20 protein-coding genes are annotated in these 19,514 nt (G+C 66.6%); 12 read left to right on the top strand and 8 right to left on the bottom strand.

Annotated elements, in window-relative coordinates:
* Positions 1–13: 13 nt before the first annotated feature.
* Complete coding sequence (locus ACM26W_RS10525) at positions 14–271, bottom strand: DUF4242 domain-containing protein (protein WP_416140772.1); 258 nt, start codon at positions 269–271, stop codon at positions 14–16.
* 277 nt (positions 272–548) lie between these two features.
* Between ACM26W_RS10525 and ACM26W_RS10520 the strand changes: the two genes are divergently transcribed.
* The 7 genes from ACM26W_RS10520 to ACM26W_RS10490 all read left to right on the top strand — a co-directional run bounded on the left by ACM26W_RS10520 (position 549) and on the right by ACM26W_RS10490 (position 6,494).
* On the top strand, positions 549–1,031 hold the full coding sequence (locus tag ACM26W_RS10520) for a hypothetical protein (protein ID WP_416140771.1): 483 nt from the start codon (positions 549–551) through the stop codon (positions 1,029–1,031).
* 203 nt (positions 1,032–1,234) lie between these two features.
* On the top strand, positions 1,235–2,137 hold the full coding sequence (locus ACM26W_RS10515) for an alpha/beta fold hydrolase (RefSeq protein WP_416140770.1): 903 nt from the start codon (positions 1,235–1,237) through the stop codon (positions 2,135–2,137).
* A gap of 15 nt (positions 2,138–2,152) precedes the next feature.
* On the top strand, positions 2,153–3,562 hold the full coding sequence (locus ACM26W_RS10510) for an FAD-binding oxidoreductase (protein WP_416140769.1): 1,410 nt from the start codon (positions 2,153–2,155) through the stop codon (positions 3,560–3,562).
* Between the two features lie 68 nt (positions 3,563–3,630).
* A complete protein-coding gene (locus ACM26W_RS10505) occupies positions 3,631–4,041 on the top strand; it encodes a DUF2703 domain-containing protein (protein WP_416140768.1) in 411 nt (136 codons plus the stop codon).
* Positions 4,042–4,207: 166 nt separating this feature from the next.
* A complete protein-coding gene (gene rluF / locus ACM26W_RS10500) occupies positions 4,208–5,287 on the top strand; it encodes a 23S rRNA pseudouridine(2604) synthase RluF (RefSeq protein ID WP_416140767.1) in 1,080 nt (359 codons plus the stop codon).
* Positions 5,288–5,316: 29 nt separating this feature from the next.
* Positions 5,317–5,922, top strand: coding sequence for a DUF938 domain-containing protein (locus ACM26W_RS10495; RefSeq protein ID WP_416140766.1), 606 nt, complete (start codon positions 5,317–5,319; stop codon positions 5,920–5,922).
* Positions 5,923–5,978: 56 nt separating this feature from the next.
* The gene (locus tag ACM26W_RS10490) at positions 5,979–6,494 is read left to right on the top strand and encodes a hypothetical protein (protein ID WP_416140765.1); all 516 of its coding nucleotides are present in this window, start codon (positions 5,979–5,981) and stop codon (positions 6,492–6,494) included.
* Positions 6,495–6,600: 106 nt separating this feature from the next.
* On the opposite strand, the gene ACM26W_RS10485 is transcribed toward ACM26W_RS10490, so the two are convergent.
* The 6 genes from ACM26W_RS10485 to nfo all read right to left on the bottom strand — a co-directional run bounded on the left by ACM26W_RS10485 (position 6,601) and on the right by nfo (position 10,807).
* On the bottom strand, positions 6,601–6,798 hold the full coding sequence (locus ACM26W_RS10485) for a hypothetical protein (RefSeq protein ID WP_416140764.1): 198 nt from the start codon (positions 6,796–6,798) through the stop codon (positions 6,601–6,603).
* A gap of 89 nt (positions 6,799–6,887) precedes the next feature.
* A complete protein-coding gene (locus ACM26W_RS10480; RefSeq protein ID WP_416140763.1) occupies positions 6,888–8,147 on the bottom strand; it encodes a TRAP transporter large permease in 1,260 nt (419 codons plus the stop codon).
* Positions 8,144–8,632, bottom strand: coding sequence for a TRAP transporter small permease (locus ACM26W_RS10475; protein ID WP_416140858.1), 489 nt, complete (start codon positions 8,630–8,632; stop codon positions 8,144–8,146). The genes ACM26W_RS10480 and ACM26W_RS10475 overlap by 4 nt, the downstream gene beginning before the upstream one ends.
* A gap of 66 nt (positions 8,633–8,698) precedes the next feature.
* Positions 8,699–9,694 (bottom strand): TRAP transporter substrate-binding protein, encoded by a 996-nt coding sequence (locus ACM26W_RS10470; protein ID WP_416140762.1) that lies wholly within the window; start codon positions 9,692–9,694, stop codon positions 8,699–8,701.
* A gap of 94 nt (positions 9,695–9,788) precedes the next feature.
* Positions 9,789–9,962 carry a hypothetical protein gene (locus ACM26W_RS10465; protein WP_416140761.1) on the bottom strand — a complete coding sequence of 58 codons (174 nt, stop codon included), beginning with the start codon at positions 9,960–9,962 and terminating at the stop codon, positions 9,789–9,791.
* A complete protein-coding gene (gene nfo, locus ACM26W_RS10460) occupies positions 9,959–10,807 on the bottom strand; it encodes a deoxyribonuclease IV (protein WP_416140760.1) in 849 nt (282 codons plus the stop codon). The genes ACM26W_RS10465 and nfo overlap by 4 nt, the downstream gene beginning before the upstream one ends.
* A gap of 157 nt (positions 10,808–10,964) precedes the next feature.
* Between nfo and ACM26W_RS10455 the strand changes: the two genes are divergently transcribed.
* Positions 10,965–11,444 (top strand): Spy/CpxP family protein refolding chaperone, encoded by a 480-nt coding sequence (locus ACM26W_RS10455; protein WP_416140759.1) that lies wholly within the window; start codon positions 10,965–10,967, stop codon positions 11,442–11,444.
* Positions 11,445–11,529: 85 nt separating this feature from the next.
* Here the strand turns inward: ACM26W_RS10455 and ACM26W_RS10450 are convergent, their stop codons facing one another.
* The gene (locus ACM26W_RS10450; protein WP_416140758.1) at positions 11,530–12,489 is read right to left on the bottom strand and encodes a zinc metalloprotease HtpX; all 960 of its coding nucleotides are present in this window, start codon (positions 12,487–12,489) and stop codon (positions 11,530–11,532) included.
* Positions 12,490–12,891: 402 nt separating this feature from the next.
* Between ACM26W_RS10450 and ACM26W_RS10445 the strand changes: the two genes are divergently transcribed.
* From ACM26W_RS10445 to ACM26W_RS10430, 4 genes are all read left to right on the top strand, one after another.
* On the top strand, positions 12,892–16,572 hold the full coding sequence (locus tag ACM26W_RS10445) for an ATP-binding protein (protein ID WP_416140757.1): 3,681 nt from the start codon (positions 12,892–12,894) through the stop codon (positions 16,570–16,572).
* 56 nt (positions 16,573–16,628) lie between these two features.
* Positions 16,629–17,255: a condensin complex protein MksE gene (locus tag ACM26W_RS10440; RefSeq protein WP_416140857.1), complete on the top strand. Its 627-nt coding sequence runs from the start codon at positions 16,629–16,631 to the stop codon at positions 17,253–17,255.
* On the top strand, positions 17,255–18,499 hold the full coding sequence (locus ACM26W_RS10435; protein WP_416140756.1) for a hypothetical protein: 1,245 nt from the start codon (positions 17,255–17,257) through the stop codon (positions 18,497–18,499). Before ACM26W_RS10440 ends, ACM26W_RS10435 begins: the two co-directional genes overlap by 1 nt.
* Before the next feature lie 128 nt (positions 18,500–18,627).
* Positions 18,628–19,506: a hypothetical protein gene (locus ACM26W_RS10430; protein WP_416140755.1), complete on the top strand. Its 879-nt coding sequence runs from the start codon at positions 18,628–18,630 to the stop codon at positions 19,504–19,506.
* Positions 19,507–19,514 lie beyond the last annotated feature (8 nt).

Raw genomic sequence — 19,514 nt, 5'->3', positions numbered from 1 at the left:
CACTCGAAGCCCGTCACACGAAGGCAGCGGGATTGATCTGGTCGACCTCCACGATCTCGTCTGCCGGTACACCGGCTCGTCTCGCCGCCTCTCGGATGGCCTCGGGGTCCGTGGCTTCGTACAGGCAGTAGGTCTTCTTCTTGTCGGACCTGAGAAAGGAGAATAGCCAGTGGACCCCGATCTCCTCATTGATCTCGGTGACTTCCTTGACCGAGTCGGTAGTGAATTCGAGTTGTTCGGCGAAATTCCGCTCGATAAGAAACAGGGGCATGATCGATCCCTCCTGCGGGGTGATAAAGTGCGCATGGCTTTTTTCACTATAGGCCAGCCGGCGCTCAGGGAACTTGCAACCTTCGCCGAGATCGCCCTGTGGTTGCTGAAGGTGCGTCATGATGCGGTGGGATGGTCAGCCTTGACCACTCGGCAAGAATCGATCTCGTGAAGGAAAATGATCCGTTCTGTCGATGTGCCGAAGAGAGCCGATCCCTAGACTGATGGATACCTCGGTAAGCAAAAGAGGTGTGATTCAGCCTTGGGAGGAATGTGTCATGAAAACTATCACTGTCATCGGCTCCATGTGTCTCGCTCTGCTTGTTGCCTCCGGGGTGGCCGCCGAGCAGTTATTGAAGCCTGTTCATGCCTATCGCCTGGGAGGTGATGATCAGAGTGCGGTGCTTTATTATGTCGCGCGGGGCGGTGGCCATGAGGTCGTCACAACCTGGGTCGATGAACAGGAGGTGCTGATGCGCCATATCGCCTACCTCGAGCCCGGCCAGCGCTACACCCTGTCACTGATCGAACGCGGCCTGCCGGTGCAGTTCGCCGTCCACAATGACGCCGGATTGGTGGTCATGATGGACGGGCGGGAGACGCCGGCCTATGCGCAACGGTGCAGTGGGTCCGAGACGGCCTATCCCACTCCGCTGCAACGCCTGGTTCTCTGCCCGCGCGGCTCTGAAGCGTTGGCGATCGACGAGCCGGTGCCCCGGCTGGCCGCCAGCGGGGCAAGCGGCCTGGTCATCGGCCAATGATCGAGACAAGCGTCGCTTACGAAAAGCGCGGCCTCCCGGAGGCCGCGCTTTTTCTGCCATGGCGTGTCGATAGTCAATGCTGACTATTTCTCGACTGGATATCGGATCGAGAATAGTCAGGACTGGCGATGTGCCCCTTGTCCGCCTCCGCTAGGCTGATATCAACACTTCAGCATCGACTGCATTCACAGGGGAGAAGAGACATGATCAGGTCGCCGACACTTCCGATATTGGCCACTGCCCTGATGGTGGCAGTGTCGTCATTCGCCCTTGCCGACGAGCAGACCCATACGGTCGAAGTCAATGGCGTGACCCTGCATTATATCGATGAGGGGGAAGGCAAGCCCGTGGTGTTCGTGCCCGCCGCCCTCGTCGACCACCGCGTCTGGGAACCTTACCGAGAGGCCATTGCCCGAGAACATCGGTTCATTACCTATACCAAGCGCTACTATGGGACCTATCCCTGGCCGGATGAGGGGGAGCACTTTTCCGACGAGACTCATGTCAGCGATCTGGCTGCCTTGATCCGTGCGCTGGATATCGCCCCGGCTTATCTTGTGACCTGGTCCTTCAGTGGCCGTCTAGGTACGTTGCTGGCGCTGGAATATCCGGAGCTGGTGCATGGCATGGTGCACTATGAACCCTCTATTCCCTCGCTGGTTGCAGAGCTGCCGGAGGAACGCCAGGCCGCCATCGCGGAGGAAGGCAAGAGGTATGGCCCCGCCTTTGACGCCTTGGGGGCTGGCGATGAAGAGCAAGCCACCAAGCTGTTTATCGAAGCCGTCTTCCAGCGTTCGCCGGGAGGCTTCGAGCAGGAACCGGAGTACATGCGTACCATCTGGCTGGATAACGCCCGCACGCTGCCACCCTGGATGAACATGTCGCAACCTCTCATTAGCTGCGACGACCTTGCGAACCTCGAGCAGCCGACGCTGATCCTCAAGGGCGAACACGCTGACCTCTTCTTCGGTTCTGTCGTCGACTTAATGGCGCAGTGCCAGCCGCAGGCCGAGGTACAGGTGATTCCCGGCGTCAACCATGATGGGACCTTCAACGCCATCGAGGACTTTACCGCCGCCATTCTCGACTTCCTGGCCGAGCATTGAAAAGAGGGCCCTGCCATGAGCACCGATGCCGCACTGACTAGCTTCCGGGCCGCCTTGCGCGGCTCACTGCTCCAGGCCGGCGAGCCCGACTACGACCAGGCCCGCCGGCTCTACAATGGCATGATCGACAAGCGCCCGCGGCTGATCATCTGCTGTGCCAACGTCGCCGACGTGATTCGTGCGGTCCACTTCGCCCGCGAGCAGGGGCTGCCCCTGGCGGTGCGTGGCGGTGGCCACAGCGGTGCTGGCCTGGGCAGCTGCGACGATGGCCTGGTCATCGATCTCTCGGCGCTGCGCGGTATCCGCATCGACCCCGCGATGCGCACCGCCAGGGTCGAGGGGGGCTGCACCTGGGGCGACGTGGATCACGCCACCCACGCCTTCGGCCTGGCCACCGTGAGCGGGATCATTTCCACCACCGGGGTGGGGGGGCTTACCCTGGGCGGTGGTCACGGCCATCTGAGCCGCCAGTACGGCTTGACCATCGACAATCTGCTGGAGGCCGACCTGGTGCTGGCCGATGGTCGCTTCGTCACCGTGAATGAGAGCCAGCACCCGGAGCTGTTCTGGGCCATTCGCGGGGGCGGGGGCAACTTCGGCGTGGCGACCTCCTTCCTGTTCCAGCTGCATCCGGTGAGCCAGGTGAATGCCGGGCCGACGCTGTGGGAACTGGACCATGCGGCCTCCGTCTTGCACTGGTACCGGGAGTTCATTCCCAATGCTCCCGAGTCCCTGAACGGCTTCTTCGCCTTTCTCAGCGTACCGCCGGGCCCGCCATTCCCCGAGCATTTGCACAACAAGCAGATGTGCGCCGTGGTGTGGTGCCATACCGGGCCCCAGGAGGAGGCGGCACGACTCCTGGCGGCGGTGCATGAGCCGGCCGAGCCGGCCCTGCACGGCGTCCAGTCGATGCCCTACCCGATGCTGCAGAGCGCCTTCGATGGCCTCTACGAACCCGGGCTGCAGTGGTACTGGCGAGGTGATTTCGTCACCGAGCTCAGCGATGCGGCCATCGAGCGACATCTCGACTTCGCCGAGGTGCCGACGCCGCTATCGACGATGCACCTGTACCCGGTCGATGGTGCCGTTCATCGGGTCGGGCAGCATGACACGGCGTTCAGCCACCGCGAGGCGGGGTGGTCCGAGGTCATCGTCGGCGTCGATCCCGACCCGGCCAACCGGGACACGATCACCCGCTGGACCAGGGCGTACTGGGACGCCTTGCACCCGCACTCCGCCGGTGGCGCCTATGTGAACTTCCTCATGGATGACGAGGGCCAGGAGCGGGTTCGGGCCACCTACCGTGACAACTACGTGCGGCTGGCGCGCATCAAGGCCGAGTATGACCCGGACAACCTGTTCAGGAGCAATCACAACATTGTGCCGACGTCCTCAGCAGGCCTTGCGATTAACCTGGGAGCATAGCTTGTAGCGGCAGCCCGGCTGCACCCGAACCGGCAGGCCGCGAAAGTCGAACTTGGGAGGCTACGCCGATGAAACCCCTTCACATCCTCTGGCAGCGTCTGGTCAGCGAGGGCGAGACCTGTGATCGTTGCCGCGCCACCCAGCGTGAGGTGGAGCAGGCCGTCGAGACGCTCAAGGCGTCCCTGGGGCCGCTGGGGCTGGAGCCGGCCCTCGAGATTCGTGAACTGGACGAGGCAACCTTCCGGGAGGATCCGCTGGCGTCCAATCGCATCTGGATCGCGGGGCGGCCCATGGAGGAGTGGCTGGACGCCGAGGTGGGGCAAAGCCCCTGCTGTTCGGTCTGCGGGGATGCGGCCTGCCGGACCGTCGAGGTTCAGGGCGTGACCTACGAGACCATTCCCGAGTCCCTGCTGCTGCGCGCCGCGCTCATCGCCGCGGCCAGCGGGCTTGGCGACGATTCCCCGGTGACGCCGACTTAACCGGCTCTGGTCGGACTGGTTCCCCACTCGCGGTCTTCGCCCGGGCAGTGCCAGGCAGTGGTGCAGCCGAGCGCGGGCCGCAGGCTGGCCGGCGGGCGGGCCAGCCCTTACACTGCGCGGCAACGTGCCAACTCGGCCCCTCACCACCTCGTCCCGGACGCGTCCCATGGCCCAGACCCTCTCGAAGCGAATCAACAAGTACATCAGCGAGAGCGGTATGTGCTCGCGGCGAGAGGCGGACCGCTATATCGAACAGGGCAATGTGCGAATCGACGGCAGGCGTGCCACTCCCGGTGACCAGGTCTTCCCGGGCAGCGTGGTGAAGGTCAACGGTCAGCTCGTCGAGCCGCTGGCGCTGGAAGAAGAGGACCTGGTGTTCATTGCCCTCAACAAGCCGGTGGGCATCGTCAGCACCACCGAGCCCAGCGAGAAGGCCAATATCGTCGACTTCGTCAAGCACGGCACGCGCATCTTCCCCATCGGCCGGCTGGACAAGGACTCCCAGGGACTGATCTTCCTCACCAACAACGGCGACCTGGTCAACCGTATCCTGCGGGCGAGCAACCAGCACGAGAAGGAGTATCGGGTCACCGTCAACAAGCCGATCACCGATGACTTCATCGCCGGCATGGGCGGCGGCGTGCCGATCCTCGGCGAGGTCACGCGCAAGTGCCGGGTGGTCAAGGAGTCGCGGTTCGTCTTCAACATTACCCTGGTGCAGGGGCTGAACCGTCAGATTCGCCGCATGTGCGAGGTGTTCGGCAATGAGGTGGTGAAGCTGGAGCGGATCCGCATCATGAATGTCACGCTCAAGGGGCTGGCGACGGGGGATTGGCGGGACCTGACGCCCAGCGAGGTGTCGACGATTCTCGCCATGACCGATCACTCCGCCTCCGAGGCCCAGCAGCCCGGGCGTCGAACGGCCCGGCGCAAGGGCGGCAAGACAGGCGCTCCGTCGCGAGGTGCGCCAGGCCGCGGTGAAGGCGGCAGGTCCAGCGCAGGCAAGCCCGGCGCGAGCAAGGCGGGTGGAAAGAAGGCGAGTGAAAAGAAGGCTGGTGCGAAGAAGACAAGCGGAAAGCCCGGGCCCGGGGGTCTGAGCACCAGGAACGCAAGTCCCAAGAAGGCAGGCCCGACGAAACCGGGTGCGAAGAAGCCGGGCACCAAACCGTCCAAGGGCGTGCGCTCCTCGGGGCCTCGCCCGAAGGGCGGGAGCCCGGCCGGCAAGCCCCGGGGCAAGAGGAACTAGGCCACCCGACGACCGACAGCGAGCCGAGCATGATCGATCCCCGTCTCCACAGCCCCGCCGCGGCTCGCAATCGCCAGCCGATCCTCGAGGCACTCGCCCAGGTGCTGCCCGGGCGGGCCCGGGTGCTGGAGGTGGCCAGCGGCAGCGGCGAGCACGCCCTGCACTGCGCCGCTGCCATGCCGGGCTGGATCTGGCAGCCCAGCGATTCCACCCCCGAGGCGCTGGCCTCCATCGCCGCCTGGCGCGAGCAGGCCGAGCTGCCCAACCTGGCCGAGCCGATCCGGCTCGATGCCACCGTCCCCGACAGCTGGACGGCGGGCCCCTTCGAGGCCATCGTTGCCATCAACCTGATCCATATCTCGCCCTGGGCGGTGACCGAGGCGCTGATGGCCCGGGCCGGGGAGCGCCTGGTGCCGGGCGGTGTGCTCTACCTCTACGGCCCCTATCGCCGGGGCGGACAGCCTACCTCGCCCGGCAACGCCGCCTTCGACGCCGATCTCAGGCGCCGCGACCCTCGCTGGGGCGTGCGCGACCTCGACGAGGTGACCGCCGAGGCCGCGCGCCACGGCCTGGCGCTTGCACGCCTCGTGGAGATGCCCGCCAATAACCTCAGCGTGGTGCTGAGCCGCTGCTGAAGTGCCGATCCGACGAGCGCCTCCTATGCTCAGAAGAGCACGGGGGAGGGCCGAACATGAACCGCATCGAGAGCATTCACATCATCACCCGGCGCCTGATCCTGATGACGCTGGTGGCAATAGTGCTGTTTACCACCGTCTTCGGTGTCAGCTTCTTTTTCAATGAGCGCTTCATGATGACCTGGGCCGCCTTCCTGTGCGGCATCGTTGGTGGGTTCGTCAGCCTCCAGCAGCGCCTCCCCAAGGTCACCGACGAGGAACTGGCATTGCTGACCCGTTCCTGGTTCCAGATCCTGCTGGTGCCGATCTTCGGTGGGGTCTTTGCGCTGGTGTTGTACTGCATCTTTCTGTCGGGCATCGTGACCGGCTCGCTGTTTCCCGAGTTCCACTATCCGCCAAGGCCGGACGATGGTCCGGACAGCGGTTACATGATCGAGGTGTTCACCCTGACCTACCCGAACTCGGGACAGGACCTGGCTCGCTTTCTCTTCTGGTCCTTTGTGGCAGGCTTCTCGGAGCGCTTCGTTCCTCAGATCATCACCAAAGTTTCCTCCTCCGCCGCCGAGCGCTGAGCCGTGGCCTGACCTTGCATGGCATGGACCAACCGGCATGCCGTCAGGGATTCAGCCGGCTGGTCCCCCCATCCAAGCTGTCCGCTGTGGGCATGGCGATTCGCCTTCACTCCGGCATCTCGCCGGGCACTCGGTACTGGAGCGGTTCGGCCTGGCGTTCCTCGAAGGTCTTGGTCTCATCCTCGGTGGGCACGCCCCACAGGGTCTCCTGGCTGCCGTCCGGAAAGGTGTAGGTGGTGCAGCCGGCGAGCAGGGCGAGGATCAGACCGGCGGTGGGCAGCAGGACGCGTCGTAATGGAGTCACGGGGCTTTCCTTCATGAGATACCTTCAAGACATAGGGCAGAGGCGGCCAGCCTGCTGGCTGGCCAGTGTCGGGTCAATACGCACCGGGCTCATCCCGACCAGCCCGCCAGGATCGGCACGTAGACCACCAGCAGCAGCACCGCGATCAGCCCCAGCAGGTAGGGCACGATGGCGCGGGTGATGCGTTCCAACGGCAGCTGGGTGACCGAGGAGGCCACGTAGAGGTTGATCGCCACCGGCGGAGTGATCATGCCGATGGCCAGCCCCATCACGATGATGATGCCGAAGTGGATCGGGTCGATGCCGAGCTGGGTCACCAGCGGCAGCAGCACCGGGGTGAGGATGATCAGGGCGCTGGCCGTCTCGATGAACACCCCGGTGAGCAGGATCACCGCCACCACCAGCAGCATGATCACCAGGGGATCGGTGGAGAGCGACAGTACCGCCTGGGCAATGGCGCCGGGCACCTGCCAGCTGGAGAGGGTCCAGCTCAGCACCGCAGAAGTGGCGATCACCAGCATGATCACCGAGGTGGTGATCGCCGAGCGGATCAGGATGCGGTAGACGTCTGCCAGGCCCAGGTCGCGGTAAACGAAAAGCGACACCAGCAGGGCGTAGTTGACCGCTACCACCGCCGCCTCGCTGGGGGTGAAGATGCCCGAGAAGATGCCGCCGAGGATGATCACCGGGGTCATCAGGCCCCAGCTGGCGCTGAGGAAGGTGCGCCAGATGGTAGTGATCGAGAGTGCGGTGCCGCGAGGGTAGTTGCGTCGGTAGGCCTGGACGATGGCGATGGTCCCGAGCCCCAGGCCCATGGCGATACCCGGCACGATGCCGCTCAGGAACAGCTTGGACACCGACTGCTGGGCGATCACCGCGTAGATGATCATCGGTACCGAGGGCGGGATCACCACGCCGATGGTGCCGCTGGCGGCGATCAGGCTGGCCGCCGAGGCCGGGTCGTAGCCCTTCTTGCGCAGCTCCGGCACCAGGCTCGAGCCCACCGCGGCGGTGGTGGCGGCCCCGGAGCCGGAGATGGCGGCGAAGAACATGCCGGCACCCACCGAGACCAGGGAGAGTCCGCCCTTGAGGAAGCCGAACAGGGCGTCGGCGAAATCCACCAGCTTCTCGCTGACCTTGCCCTGGGCCATCAGGTCGCCGGCGAGGATGAACATCGGCACCGCCACCAGGGCAAAGGAGTTGATGCCCTGGAACATCTGCTGGGTGACCACCATCAGCGGTACGCCCTGGGCGTTAAGGGCCAGCAGGGTGCTGGCGCCGATGGCCAGGGCGATGGGCACCCCCAGCAGCATGAAGAGGAAGAACAGCAGGAACAGCACGCCGGTCATGCGGGGGGCTCCTCGGCGGCGTCGCTGCCGCGCTTGTCATCACCGCGGGCGGCGTCCGGCCCCTGGATCAGCAGCTCCAGCAGATCGACCAGGGCGTACCAGGCCATCACCGCGGCGGCGAGCGGGATGACCGCATAGACATAGGTCATGGAGAGGCGCAGCGAAGCCGATTTCTGGAAGCTCTGCACCTGCATGTAGCGATGGCCGATGATGACCAGCGCCACCATGAAGCCCAACGCCACCAGCACGGCGGCGATGCGCGCCAGCTGGCGCAGGCGCAGGGGCAGGGCGTCGACCACGAAGGTCACGGCGATATGGCGACCGCGCTGGAAGGCCAGGGTGGCGCCGAGAAAGGTGATCCATACCAGCAGGAAGCGGGCGACCTCCTCGGTCCAGCCCACCGCCGTGAAGAACACCCGCGAGACGATCTGCAGGGTGATCACGCCGATCAACGCCGCCATGCCCGCGACGACCACGGGTTGCATGACGGCGTCGAGGGCGCGCTCACTCCACTGCAGGGGACGCAGCAGGTAGCGCGCAAGCAGGCTCACTTACTCCAGCGCCTCCCGGATGCGGGGCAGATAGTCGCCGAACTGCTCGCCATACTTCTCGTAGACCGGCGCCACGGCGGCCTGGAAGGCCTCGAGGTCGGCGTCATCGACGATCTGCATGCCCGCCTCGCGCAGCGCGTCCAGCTGCTCGGCCTCCATCTCGGCGTTCACCCGACGCTCGTGCTCGGCGGCTTCCTGGGCGGCCTGCACCAGCACCTCCTGGGCGGCCTCCGGCAGCTGGTTCCAGCTCGGCATGCCCATCACGAAGATCGCCGGCGCGTAGGTGTGCCGCGACAGGGTCATGTAGGTCTGGGTCTCGTTGAGCTTGAACGAGTGGATGACGTTGACCGGGTTCTCCTGACCGTCGATGGTGCCCTGCTGCATGGCGGTCAGCGCCTCGGTCCAGGCCATGGGAATGGCGTTGGCACCGAGTTCGCGGAAGGTATCCACGTAGACCGGATTCTCCATCACGCGAATGCGCAGGCCGTCCATGTCCTCGGGGGTTTCGACCGGGCGCTCGCTGTTGGTCAGGTTGCGAAAGCCCCGCTCGGCATAGGCCAGGCCCTTGAGGTTGACCTCGGCAAGCCTGTCGAGCAGCTCCTGGCCGATGGGTCCGTCGAGCACCTCGTAGGCGGCCTCGGGGCTGGGGAAGAGGAAGGGCAGCTCGAACACCGCCATCTCCTCCACGAAGTTGGCCACCGGCCCGTTGGTGATCACGCCCATGTCCACGGTGCCGATCTGCATGCCCTCGAGCAGGGTGCGCTCGTCGCCCAGGCTGGCGTTGGGATAGAGGTCCACGGAGACCGCCCCCTCGGTGCGCTCGGCGACCAGCTCCTGGAACTTCACGGCGGCGATATGGAAGCCGTCCTGCTCGTTGACCACGTGGGCCAGGCGCAGGGTGACGGGGTCCATGTCGGCGAGGTCGGCGGCGTTGGCGGAGGCCATCATGGCCAGGGAAATGCCCACTGCCAGGGCGCTGCGTGCAAAGCCTTTCATTTTTGGTTTCCTTTGTTGTGTCAGTGTCTTGCGACTCGATGCCCGCTGAGCATGCACCGGCCCGGGTAGGGCGGTCAATCGCCTTGGCGCCGGGTCACAGCGGCCGATACATCACGTGGGCGTCCACCGGCCCCAGGTCGGGATGGCGGAAGGCGCCGGGCACGGCATAGGTCTCGCCGGCGCGGATCACCGACTCGAGCATCGCCCAGACCGCAGGCCAATCGTCGGGCTCATAGGCGCGGACGCTGATCTGCGATGAACCCGTCATGGGGCCTCCTGCTGGGTGCGCAGCCAGGCGATCTCCTCGGCCCAGATGGCCGGCTCGATGGTCTCCAGCACCATGGGAATGCCGTCGGTGCGTGCATCGCGCATCAGGGTAGTGAAGCAGGCCAGGCCGATATTGCCCTGGCCCAGGCTGTGATGGCGGTCGACCCGGCTGCCGAGTTCGCTCTTGGCATCGTTGAGGTGCATGCCCTTGAGGTACTCGATGCCCACTACCGAGGAGAACTCGTCCAGCATGGCGGTGGTGGCCGCGGCCGTGCGCAGGTCATAGCCGGCGGCGAAGGCGTGACAGGTGTCGAGACAGACCCCGACCCGTGACTTGTCCTCCACCTGCTCGATGATCTCGGCCAGGTGCTCATAGCGCCAGCCCAGGTTGCTGCCCTGGCCGGCGGTGTTCTCGATCACCGCGGTGACGTCCTGGGTGTGGGTCAGCGCCTCGTTGATCGACTCGGCGATGCGCGTGAGACACTCGGACTCACTGATCTTCCTGAGATGGCTGCCCGGGTGGAAGTTGAGCCGGTCGATGCCGAGCTGCTCGCAGCGCTGCATCTCGTCCAGGAAGGCGGCGCGCGACTTGGCCAGCCCCTCTGCCTCCGGGTGACCGAGATTGATCAGGTAGCTGTCGTGGGGAAGGACATGACCCGGCCCGAAGCCGTGCTTACGGCAGGCGGATCGAAACGCCTCGATGGTGGCATCATCCAGCGGCTTGGCCTTCCACTGGCGCTGGTTCTTGGTGAACAGGGCGAAGGCGTTGGCGCCGATCGCAACGGCGCGCTGCACTGCCTGATCGACGCCGCCCGCGGCACTGACGTGGGCTCCGAGATATTTCATGGTGAACGGGAAGGCTCCTCGGTTGTCACGGGATTGGCCTGCGATTCTAGCGCAAGATGCCGCCTGGCGGAGCTCACCTCGGCCCTCGGGTCGGGGTGTCATTACCGCCGGCGCCATGCTAGGGTCATTGGATTCCCATGATTTTTCAGGAGATTGCATGTCCTTTGTCAAGCCCCTTACCTTGATTGCCGGCAGCGCCCTAGCCCTGACCTTCGCCCTGACCGCTCCCGCAGTGGCTCAGCAGATGCCTCAGGGTGCGCCCAGCGCCGAGCAGCAGGTGGCCCAGCTGGATGAGATGGTTAATCTGGATGCCGGCCAGGAGCAGGAGATGGTGTCGCTGCTGACCCAGGGGCAGGAGCGGCTGCAGTCGCTGCAGACTGAGGCTCAGGGCGTGCAGATGCAGATTCACGAACAGGTCGGTCCGGATTTCGATGAAGCCTCCATTCGCCGCGACGCAGAGCGCCTCGGCCAGCTCACCGGCGACATGACGGCCGAGAGTGCCCTGATGCAGGCGCGCATCCAGTCCACCCTGACCGCGGAGCAGCGTGACGAGCTCCAACGCCTGGCCCAGGAGCAGGAACAACAGATGCGCCAGATGCAGGAGCAGATGCAACAGCAACAGGCCCCCGCCCAGTAAGCGCTACCACCCCGTCAAAGGGTGGGTAAGGTCTGAATGAAAGGCGGCACCCCCGGGAGCCGCCTTTCATCGTTAGTAGCCTGGGTCAGCGCCTTGGGCGACGCCATAGCCAGTCGCGGCGATTCAATGGCGACGGTCGGTCGATCACCAGGGTGTCACTCGGCCGATAGGGCCGGGGGGAGGGCGGCCGTGGCGGCTGGCGCTGGGCCAGGGCGAGCAGTCGGCGGATGCGCTCGTCGGTGGGCGGATGGGTCTGAAGCAGCCGAAGCCAGCCTGGTGGGCGGCTTCCCTGCAGCAGCGCCGAGAGCCATAGCCCCTGGCGGCGCTCCAGCACCTCCAGCGCCGCGGCCAGGCCCAGCGGGTCCCGGGTCAGGGCGGCGGCTTCCAGGTCGGCGGTGAACTCTCGATTGCGCGACAGGGCCAGCTGCAGCAGGGTGCTGGCCGAGGGCGCCAGGGCCACGGCCAGCAGTTCCAACCAGGGCATGCGGATGTCTCCCGCCACCACCATCGGCAGCATCAGCAGCAGCCCCAACTGCACCAGGAAGGCGCCCCAGATCGTCAGGCGCGTCATGGTCGCCGCCATGGACATGACCCGGGTATCGCCATGGCGCAGATGGCTCACCTCGTGGGCCAGCACCCCGGCCAGCTGGCGCAGGTTCAGGGCGTGCAACAGGCCGTCGGTGATGGCGAGCCCGCCCTCCCGGGCGTCGCCCACGGCGAAGGCGTTCAGGTCCGCCGCCGGCACATAGAAGAGCTGGGGCTCGACGGTGAGCCCGGCGCGGTGGTAGAGGATATCCAGCACCCGGTAGAGCTCAGGCGCCTGGTGGCGGCGCAGCCGGCCCGCGCTGGCGCGTGCCAGGGCCAGCCGCGGCGGGATGCGTCCGCCCAGGTAGAGCGTCAGTGCCACCAGGCCGAAGGCCCATACCACACCGAAGCTGCCCGCCAGCAGATAGCCCGGCACCGCCAGCAGCAGCGCCAGACCGGCCAGGATCAGTAGATGCTGGAGCGCGTTCTTCAGGCGCTGGGTGGTCAAGCGAGTGATCATCGCACCTCCTGAATAGTGCCAGAATTGTGGAAATCATTACCGAGGGTTGAAAGCCGCGTGGAAATGCGTTTAATTAGTGTGGTAACTAACTCGGAGGTTCGACATGTCCATTCCCAGCCAGACTCACGAAGTTCTCGAGCACCTGATCAATCAGGCCCAGGCCCAGCTGGCCGCGCGCGTCGCCATCGAAGCTTATTTCGCCTGACAGTGATATCCCCCGGCCAGGGAAGGCCGACCCCGTTCTATCGCCCCGCGCCACCCTGACCCCTATCCCGATAGCGCCTGATTCACTCTCGTCCAGCCGATGCGGCACTCGCCGGCGTCGACCAATTGAGATGGCCTCGCACCTCCGGCACTATGTTCGCTCGCCGGGAGCGACCCGCCAACGACCAAGGACGCGACATGGCACACCTGCTACGCATCGTGATGATCCACGGCCACCTCGAGGGCGTGGTGGAGCTCAGTGTGGACGGTCACACGAATATCTGCGGCACCAATGCCTCGGGCAAGACGACCCTGCAGCGCCTGGTGCCGGTGTTCTATGGCGAGCTGCCCAATAAGGTGGTGCCGCGCACGCGGCTCAAGTTCGACGCCTTCTACCTGCCGCACCGCAACAGCTACCTGGTCTACGAGTATCGCCGTGAGGAGGGCGATGTCTGCCAGGCGGTGTTGACCCGCAAGAGCGAGGGCGGCGTGGAGTACCGCTTCGTGGGCGCTCCCTATCGCCCCGAGGAGTACCTGGTGGAGAGCGAGGCCGGGGTGACCGCCCTGGACTATGCCCAGTGGGCCAACGGCCTGCGTCGTCAAGGCGTCTCGCTGTCGCCCAAGCTCGGTGCCACCTCCGAATACCGCTCGGTGATCCAGAACGACTTTACCCAGGTGGGCGATTCCCAACCCCGGGCCAACAGCCGCGATGGACTTCGCCTGCGCCAGGTCGCCGCCCGCTTCAGCCTGGTGCGCCCCGGGCAGCGCATCCGCCATATGGAGAAACTGATCTCCGCGGTGCATGCCAAGGAGGGCAAGATGGATACCCTCAAGACCATGCTGGCGGCGATCTTCGAGGAGGACGGCGTCGAACTGCCGGTCACCCGCATCCGCAACACCAAGGCGCGGGAGTGGATCGCCCGCATGCGCCAGTCCATGCGCTTGGCGCCCCTGCAGCGCTCGCTGGCCGCCCTGGAGGGTTTCGACCGCGAGCTCGCCGACCTCGAGGCCTCACTGTGGCAGCTCCGGCCCCAGCTCGAGGCCGACCGCCATCGTGCCGAACGCACCCAGGCCGATCTCGAGGCCCAGCTGGGCCAGCGCCAGCGTGATTTCCAGGCACGCGAGCAGGCCTATCGCGAGGCCCGCGACGCCTTCAATGACCGGGCAAGCGAGCTCGACAGCGAGCTGGACAAGACGCGTGGCGACCTGGACGACCTGCAGCGCCGCTTCGAGGCCTATGAGGAGGCCGATATGCCCGGCCTCGAACAGGACCTCAAGGCGCTGCCCCAGTGGCGTGAGCAGCAGCAACAGCTGCGCGACCACCTTGAGCTCATGGAGCTGGCGTTCCAGGCGAGCAAGGCCCGGCTCGAGGCGCGCCTGGTGGAGTTGGGCGACCTGCTGGAGCAGCGTCGCGACGAGGTCCAGGCGCTGATCGATGCCCTGGGCGAGAAGAAGGAAGGCTGCCTCGAGGCGCAGCGCGAGGCCGAGCAGCGCCTCGAGGTCGACTATCAGTCTCGTCGCCAGTCGCTGGACGACGATTACCGCGCCCGCCTGGAGCAGGGCACCGCCAGGCTCTCCGAGCTCAAGGCGCAGCTTGCCCACACCGCCCAGACGCCGGACGAGGCCCGTGAGGCCGGCCTGGCCCAGGCGCGGGTCGATCAGGCCCGCAGCGAGCAGCAGGCCGCCGCTTCGGCGGTCGACAGCGTGCGCGGTGAGCTCGATGAGCGCCGGCAGGAGCGGGAGGCCGCCGAGCGCGACCTGGAGCTGGCGCGAGCACAGCGCTCCCGGGCCGAGGCCCATCTCGAGACGCTGCGGATTCAGCGCGACCCTGCCCAGGGCAGCCTGCGCCACTTCCTGCGTCATCATCGTCCGGGCTGGGAGCAGCGCCTGGGCAAGGTGATCGCCCCGGCGCTGCTCGAGCGCCGCGACCTGGCCCCCCAGTTCAACGACGACGCCAGCGACGATCTCTTCGGACTGGCGCTGGACCTGGCCGCCATCGCTCTGCCCGACTACGCCCAGGACGAGGCCAGCCTGCTGGCCGAGATCGAGGCCGCCGAGCAGGCATTCAGTGCCGCCCAGGTCGCGGTTCAGGCGGCGGAGAAGGCCCTCAAGGCACGTCATGACGCCGTGCAGGAGGCCACCACGCGCCTCGAGCGTGGGCGCAGCGCGAGTCGCCGCGCCGGCGAGGAGGTGGAGTACGCCCTGCAGGCTCGCCAGCAGTGCCAGGAGCGCCACGCCACCGCCCAGCAGGCCCGTCAGACCGCCTGCCGGGCGGCCCTGGAGGAGCAGCAGGCGACCCAGCAGGCATTGAACGAGGAGCGGGAGCGTGCCCTGGCGGCGCTGGCGGAAACCCACCGCGCCCAGCGCCTCGAGCTGACCGCCGACTACCAGGCCCGGCTCGCCGGCTTCGAGCAGCAGATCCAGCAGCAGCGCCGCCAGCTCGGCGAGCTCAAGGAAGAGAACCGCCGCCAGCGCGAGGAGCTGCAGGCCGCCTTCGACCGCGAACTCGCCGAGCAGGGCGTCGATACCGTGCGCCTCAACGACACCCGCACGCGTCTCGAGTCGCTCGGCAAGCGCATCCGCCAGACCGAGGCGCGCCGTGAGGAGCTGGACGACTACGCCCGCTTCATGCGGGTGGAGTGGGGCGAGCGCAAGCCACGGCTGGTGGAGAAGGAGGCGTCGCTCGCCCATGAACGCCAGGCCGCCGAGCGCGAACGCGAACAGCACAAGGCCGACTTCCGGGCCGCCAGTCAGGCACACCAGGCCGCGGTGCGCGAACTCAAGGCCCGGCGTGACGCCGAGCAGGCGCTGGTCGAGACCCTGGCGCCGCTGCTCGACAAGCTCGCGGACCTGGCGCTGGCGCCGGCCGCCGAGCCCCGCGGCGAGGCCCCGGGCGATGCCGCCGAGCGCATCGAGCGCGCCCGCCAGGCGCTGACCGACCATGCTCGCCAGCTCGACGAGCTGCGCCGCGGCTGCGAGAAGATCGAGGTCGAGCTGGTCAAGGGGGCCAGCGCCGACTTCCAGGACGCCCTGGAATCCGAGCGCTCCAAGCTCGAGGATCCGAGTCCGCGCCGTCTGCTCGGCGTGCTGCGCGACATGCTCCAGTTGCTCGAGGGCCAGCAGCAGCAGCTGCTGCAGGAGGGGCGCAACCTCTCGGATGATCTGGACAAGTTCTTCACCGTGTTCCGCGACCTCAACCGGCGCATCAACGCCCAGAGCCGGCGGCTCTCCGACGAGGTCGCCGACGACCTCAGGCTGGAGGGCATCGGTCGCGCCGAGGTGAAGATCCAGTCCACCATCGACGAGCTGGGCTTCTGGGAGCCGCTCAAGCGCTTCGCCCAACGCTACCGCGAGTGGCGAGAGTCCGGCCAGCCGCTGCCCAGCGACGACTATCTGGACGCCCTGGCCGATGTGGTGGAGCTGTTGCGCAGCGACCAGCAGTACAGCTTCGAGAGCCTGCTGCGCCTGGAACTTCACCTCAACGAGGGCGGCACGGACCTGGTGATCAAGAACGACCGGCAGCTGCTGGAATCCTCCAGTCACGGCATGGCCTACCTGATCCTGTGCAAGTTCCTGCTCGCCTTCACCCGGCTATTGCGCGGCCAGGCCGAGATCGCCATCCACTGGCCCATCGACGAGATCGGCACCCTGGCCTACCACAACGTCGAGAAGCTATTCGACGCCTGTGACAACAACCGCATCCATATCGTCGGCGCCTTTCCCAACCCGGAGTCGGACGTGCTGCTGCTGTTCCAACACCGCTACCTGATCGACCGCGACGAGGCCGCCCCCGACAAGCGCCGCCTGAAGCGCATCGAACCGCGCCTGAGCCGCCTGTCACAGCGTCTGCAGGCCCGCACCGAGGAGGCCCCCTCATGAGCGAACGCTCAACGGTTGAAGATTCGATGGTCGAACGTTCCATGGTTGAGCGTTCCATGGTTGAATTGGGCCCCCTGCTGGAACGCCTGCTGGCCGGCGAGTTCATCTGCGCGGTCAGTGACGAGAGTGCCTTTCGCCGGCTTGAGGACGACGAGACCCGCGAGCGGCTCGATAGCTACCTGCGCCCGCTCAACCGCCGGCTGGCCACCAACGAGGAAGGCAGCGTCTACTTCCTGGCCTGGCGGGCACTCGACGAGGCCGCCCGCGAGCAGCTTTCCCGTCAGCTGGCCGATACCGTCACCAGCCTGCTGCCGATGCTGGAGTGGCTGCAGCTGGTGCAGGAGACCCTGGGCCGCGATGGCCTGGCGTCCCCCGGCGACGTGCTCAAGCCCGCCGACTTCAGCTCCCGCTGCGAGGACAACCAGGGGCTGCGCGAGCGCCTCGAGCGCCTGGCCACCGATGCCTTCTTCGGCTCCCAGAGCGAACAGCTCGACGCCCAGATCAAGCAGGTCTTCAAGCGCCTCAAGGAGCACGGCTATCTGCTCCAGCCCCACGCCGACCGCCAGTACTTCGTGGTCACCGCCAAGATCGACTACCTGATCGACCTGGTTCGCTTCATTCGCGACGAGGAGAACCTGCCCATCGACGACCAGGCACCGGCCAGCCAGGAGAGCCTGCTGTGATGAGCGCTGCCGGCGACCCCCACGCCCTGGAGAGCCGCCTGATCAGCACCGGCGTCGAGCGGCTGGCGCTGCTCGGCAAGCACGCCGAGGCGCTGATGGCCGGTTACGCCCGGGACGAGGTGCCGCTGGCCGGGCTGAGCAAGACGGCACTCAACCGACTGTTGGCCGCGCGCATCCTGTGGCGCCCGGACGAGCAGGGCGGGGTCAAGCTCGCCCCCAAGGTGCGCGAGCTGATCGCCGAAATGCTCGCCGACGAGACCCGCCGCCATGTGAACGCCGATGTGGCCGAGACCCTGGAGCTCACGCGCAGCCTGGTGCAGAGCTACCGCGAGGCCCGCGACGCCGGCGAATACTGGCGCCAGGAGCAGCAGCTGCTGCGCCTGCGCCAGGAGGTGGACGACCTCAACGGTCGCTTCGCCGATGCCATCGACAGCCTGTGGCGGCGGCTCAACAGCGACTTCGGTTTCGTCAGCCGGCTGGGCGACAAGATCCGTGAGAACGAGCGCGCCCAGAAGCAGATCGTGCGCCTGCTCGATGGCCTGGAGCTGATCGACTTCACCGAGCTGATCGAGCTGGTGGGCGGTGACGGCGCCCTGCGCAAGCTCCTGGTCAGCGGCCTGCAGCACCAGCTCACCCGGCATTACACCAGCCTGCGCGAGGTACAGCGGCGGATGATCGAGCTGCTGGCGCGCTTCCGCCAGCAGCAGTCGCGCAGTCGCCTGGTGGCGGGCATGGCCGCCTTCCTGCACGAGCACCCCGGTTTCGTGCCCGGCAACTACGCCCGGCGCAGCGAGGTGCCAGCGCTGGTCAACCGCGCGGCACCCATGCTGGCCGCCGGCGCCGCCGCCCTGGACCACGACACCGATATTCGCATGCTGGCCGAGCTGCTCCACCGCCTGCCCAGGCCCGCGCCGCACTCCGAGCCGGTCACCGCCGCCGGCGCCGCCGCGCCCCAGGCCGACACCCTGGTGGCCGCCCGCCACCAGGCGCTCAAGGAGGACGTGGAGCGCTTTTACCTGTCGGTGGTGGATGGCGGCGTTGAGCCGCTCAGTGCGCTGGAGTACCTGCAGGAAAGCGAGTTCGAGTGGGGCGAGGAGATCTGGCTGTTCCAGGTGATCGCCGAGTACCAGGGCCTGCCGCGGGGCGAACAGCGCGCCTTCCGGCTGCACCAGCAGGAGACCCAGGCCAGCCCCTTCAACCACCTGCGGCTGATCCACGACGTTATCCTGCGGCTGAATGCTTGAAGCAAGGGTCCCGGTGGCAGCAAAGGTTCTTGTGGGAGCGCAGCTCTGCTGCGCGAATGGCGCCGAAGGCGCCTTGTCTGGTTACTGGTCTGGTAATAGGCACTCGGCATCATGAAGGAGGAACCCCCATGCATTTCTCCGCACGCGCCCGCAACCTGCTGCTGGATGCCGCTCAGTCACTGCGCGGCGTCTCCCATGTCGAGAAGCCCCGCAGCAAGGTGGTGGACGAGATCGTCGCCTGGTGTCGGGCGCATGATATCGAGCCCGGCCCGCGGCTGACCCACGGCCGACTGCGCCTCGATCGCGACCTGCTCGCGAGGATCGACGAGACCCTGGCGGCCCTGGGTGAGCCCTCTCTTGAGGTCGATCTCAGGGGCCTGACCACTGCCGAGCAGGCGCGGCTCGGCAACCGCGAACAGAAGAGCGTGCGCGAAAGCCCGCGTGCGAATCGTGTGCTGGCGAACCTCGCCGCGGGCGATCCACACCCCGGCCTGCAAAGCCGCCCCCGCGACGTCCTCGACCTCGATTGGAGCGATATCGCGTTATCCGAGTTCGACGTACTGATCCAGGTCGAGAACCTCGATAGCTTCTACGCCTTCGACCCGGCCATTCCCGCCCTGGCCGGCTGGCCCCGCCCGCTGGTGCTCTACCGCGGCGATCGCCACTACGGCGGCGCCTTCGCCAAAGTGGCCGAGGCCTGGGCCATTCACCGCCGCGCACATCTGTATCTCGGCGACTTCGATGCCGCCGGGCTTCACAACGCCTTGAGCAGCGGTGCGACCCATCTGCTGCTCCCGCCGCTCGTCTTCCTTGCCAGCCAGGCCAGCGGCGAGCAGCTGCCGGCGGATCAATACCTCCTCCAGGCGTCGCTTCGCGACCACGCCTCCCGCCTTCCTGTAGACCACCCGCTGGCCAGCCACCTCAGGCTGTTGCTCAGCGAACAGCGAGGCCTTCTGCAGCAGTGGTTCGGCGATATCGAGGCACTGGAGCCCGTCGCTCTGGCATAAACACGCGG

Source organism: Halomonas sp. HK25 (genome assembly GCF_047795635.1).
GTDB lineage: Bacteria > Pseudomonadota > Gammaproteobacteria > Pseudomonadales > Halomonadaceae > Halomonas.
Note: the sequence above shows the minus strand (reverse complement) of the source record. Positions and strands in the feature narration are given on the sequence as shown.

Coding starts and splice junctions, on each gene's coding strand:
- ACM26W_RS10440 (WP_416140857.1), top strand. CDS start 16,629: ATGGTTGAATTGGGCCCCCTGCTGGAACGCCTGCTGGCCGGCGAGTTC.
- nfo (WP_416140760.1), bottom strand. CDS start 10,807: ATGAAATATCTCGGAGCCCACGTCAGTGCCGCGGGCGGCGTCGATCAG.
- ACM26W_RS10480 (WP_416140763.1), bottom strand. CDS start 8,147: ATGACCGGCGTGCTGTTCCTGCTGTTCTTCCTCTTCATGCTGCTGGGG.
- ACM26W_RS10465 (WP_416140761.1), bottom strand. CDS start 9,962: ATGACGGGTTCATCGCAGATCAGCGTCCGCGCCTATGAGCCCGACGAT.
- ACM26W_RS10515 (WP_416140770.1), top strand. CDS start 1,235: ATGATCAGGTCGCCGACACTTCCGATATTGGCCACTGCCCTGATGGTG.
- ACM26W_RS10435 (WP_416140756.1), top strand. CDS start 17,255: ATGAGCGCTGCCGGCGACCCCCACGCCCTGGAGAGCCGCCTGATCAGC.
- ACM26W_RS10430 (WP_416140755.1), top strand. CDS start 18,628: ATGCATTTCTCCGCACGCGCCCGCAACCTGCTGCTGGATGCCGCTCAG.
- ACM26W_RS10450 (WP_416140758.1), bottom strand. CDS start 12,489: ATGATCACTCGCTTGACCACCCAGCGCCTGAAGAACGCGCTCCAGCAT.
- ACM26W_RS10490 (WP_416140765.1), top strand. CDS start 5,979: ATGAACCGCATCGAGAGCATTCACATCATCACCCGGCGCCTGATCCTG.
- ACM26W_RS10475 (WP_416140858.1), bottom strand. CDS start 8,632: ATGCAACCCGTGGTCGTCGCGGGCATGGCGGCGTTGATCGGCGTGATC.
- ACM26W_RS10470 (WP_416140762.1), bottom strand. CDS start 9,694: ATGAAAGGCTTTGCACGCAGCGCCCTGGCAGTGGGCATTTCCCTGGCC.
- ACM26W_RS10525 (WP_416140772.1), bottom strand. CDS start 271: ATGCCCCTGTTTCTTATCGAGCGGAATTTCGCCGAACAACTCGAATTC.
- ACM26W_RS10495 (WP_416140766.1), top strand. CDS start 5,317: ATGATCGATCCCCGTCTCCACAGCCCCGCCGCGGCTCGCAATCGCCAG.
- ACM26W_RS10455 (WP_416140759.1), top strand. CDS start 10,965: ATGTCCTTTGTCAAGCCCCTTACCTTGATTGCCGGCAGCGCCCTAGCC.
- ACM26W_RS10510 (WP_416140769.1), top strand. CDS start 2,153: ATGAGCACCGATGCCGCACTGACTAGCTTCCGGGCCGCCTTGCGCGGC.
- ACM26W_RS10445 (WP_416140757.1), top strand. CDS start 12,892: ATGGCACACCTGCTACGCATCGTGATGATCCACGGCCACCTCGAGGGC.
- ACM26W_RS10505 (WP_416140768.1), top strand. CDS start 3,631: ATGAAACCCCTTCACATCCTCTGGCAGCGTCTGGTCAGCGAGGGCGAG.
- ACM26W_RS10520 (WP_416140771.1), top strand. CDS start 549: ATGAAAACTATCACTGTCATCGGCTCCATGTGTCTCGCTCTGCTTGTT.
- rluF (WP_416140767.1), top strand. CDS start 4,208: ATGGCCCAGACCCTCTCGAAGCGAATCAACAAGTACATCAGCGAGAGC.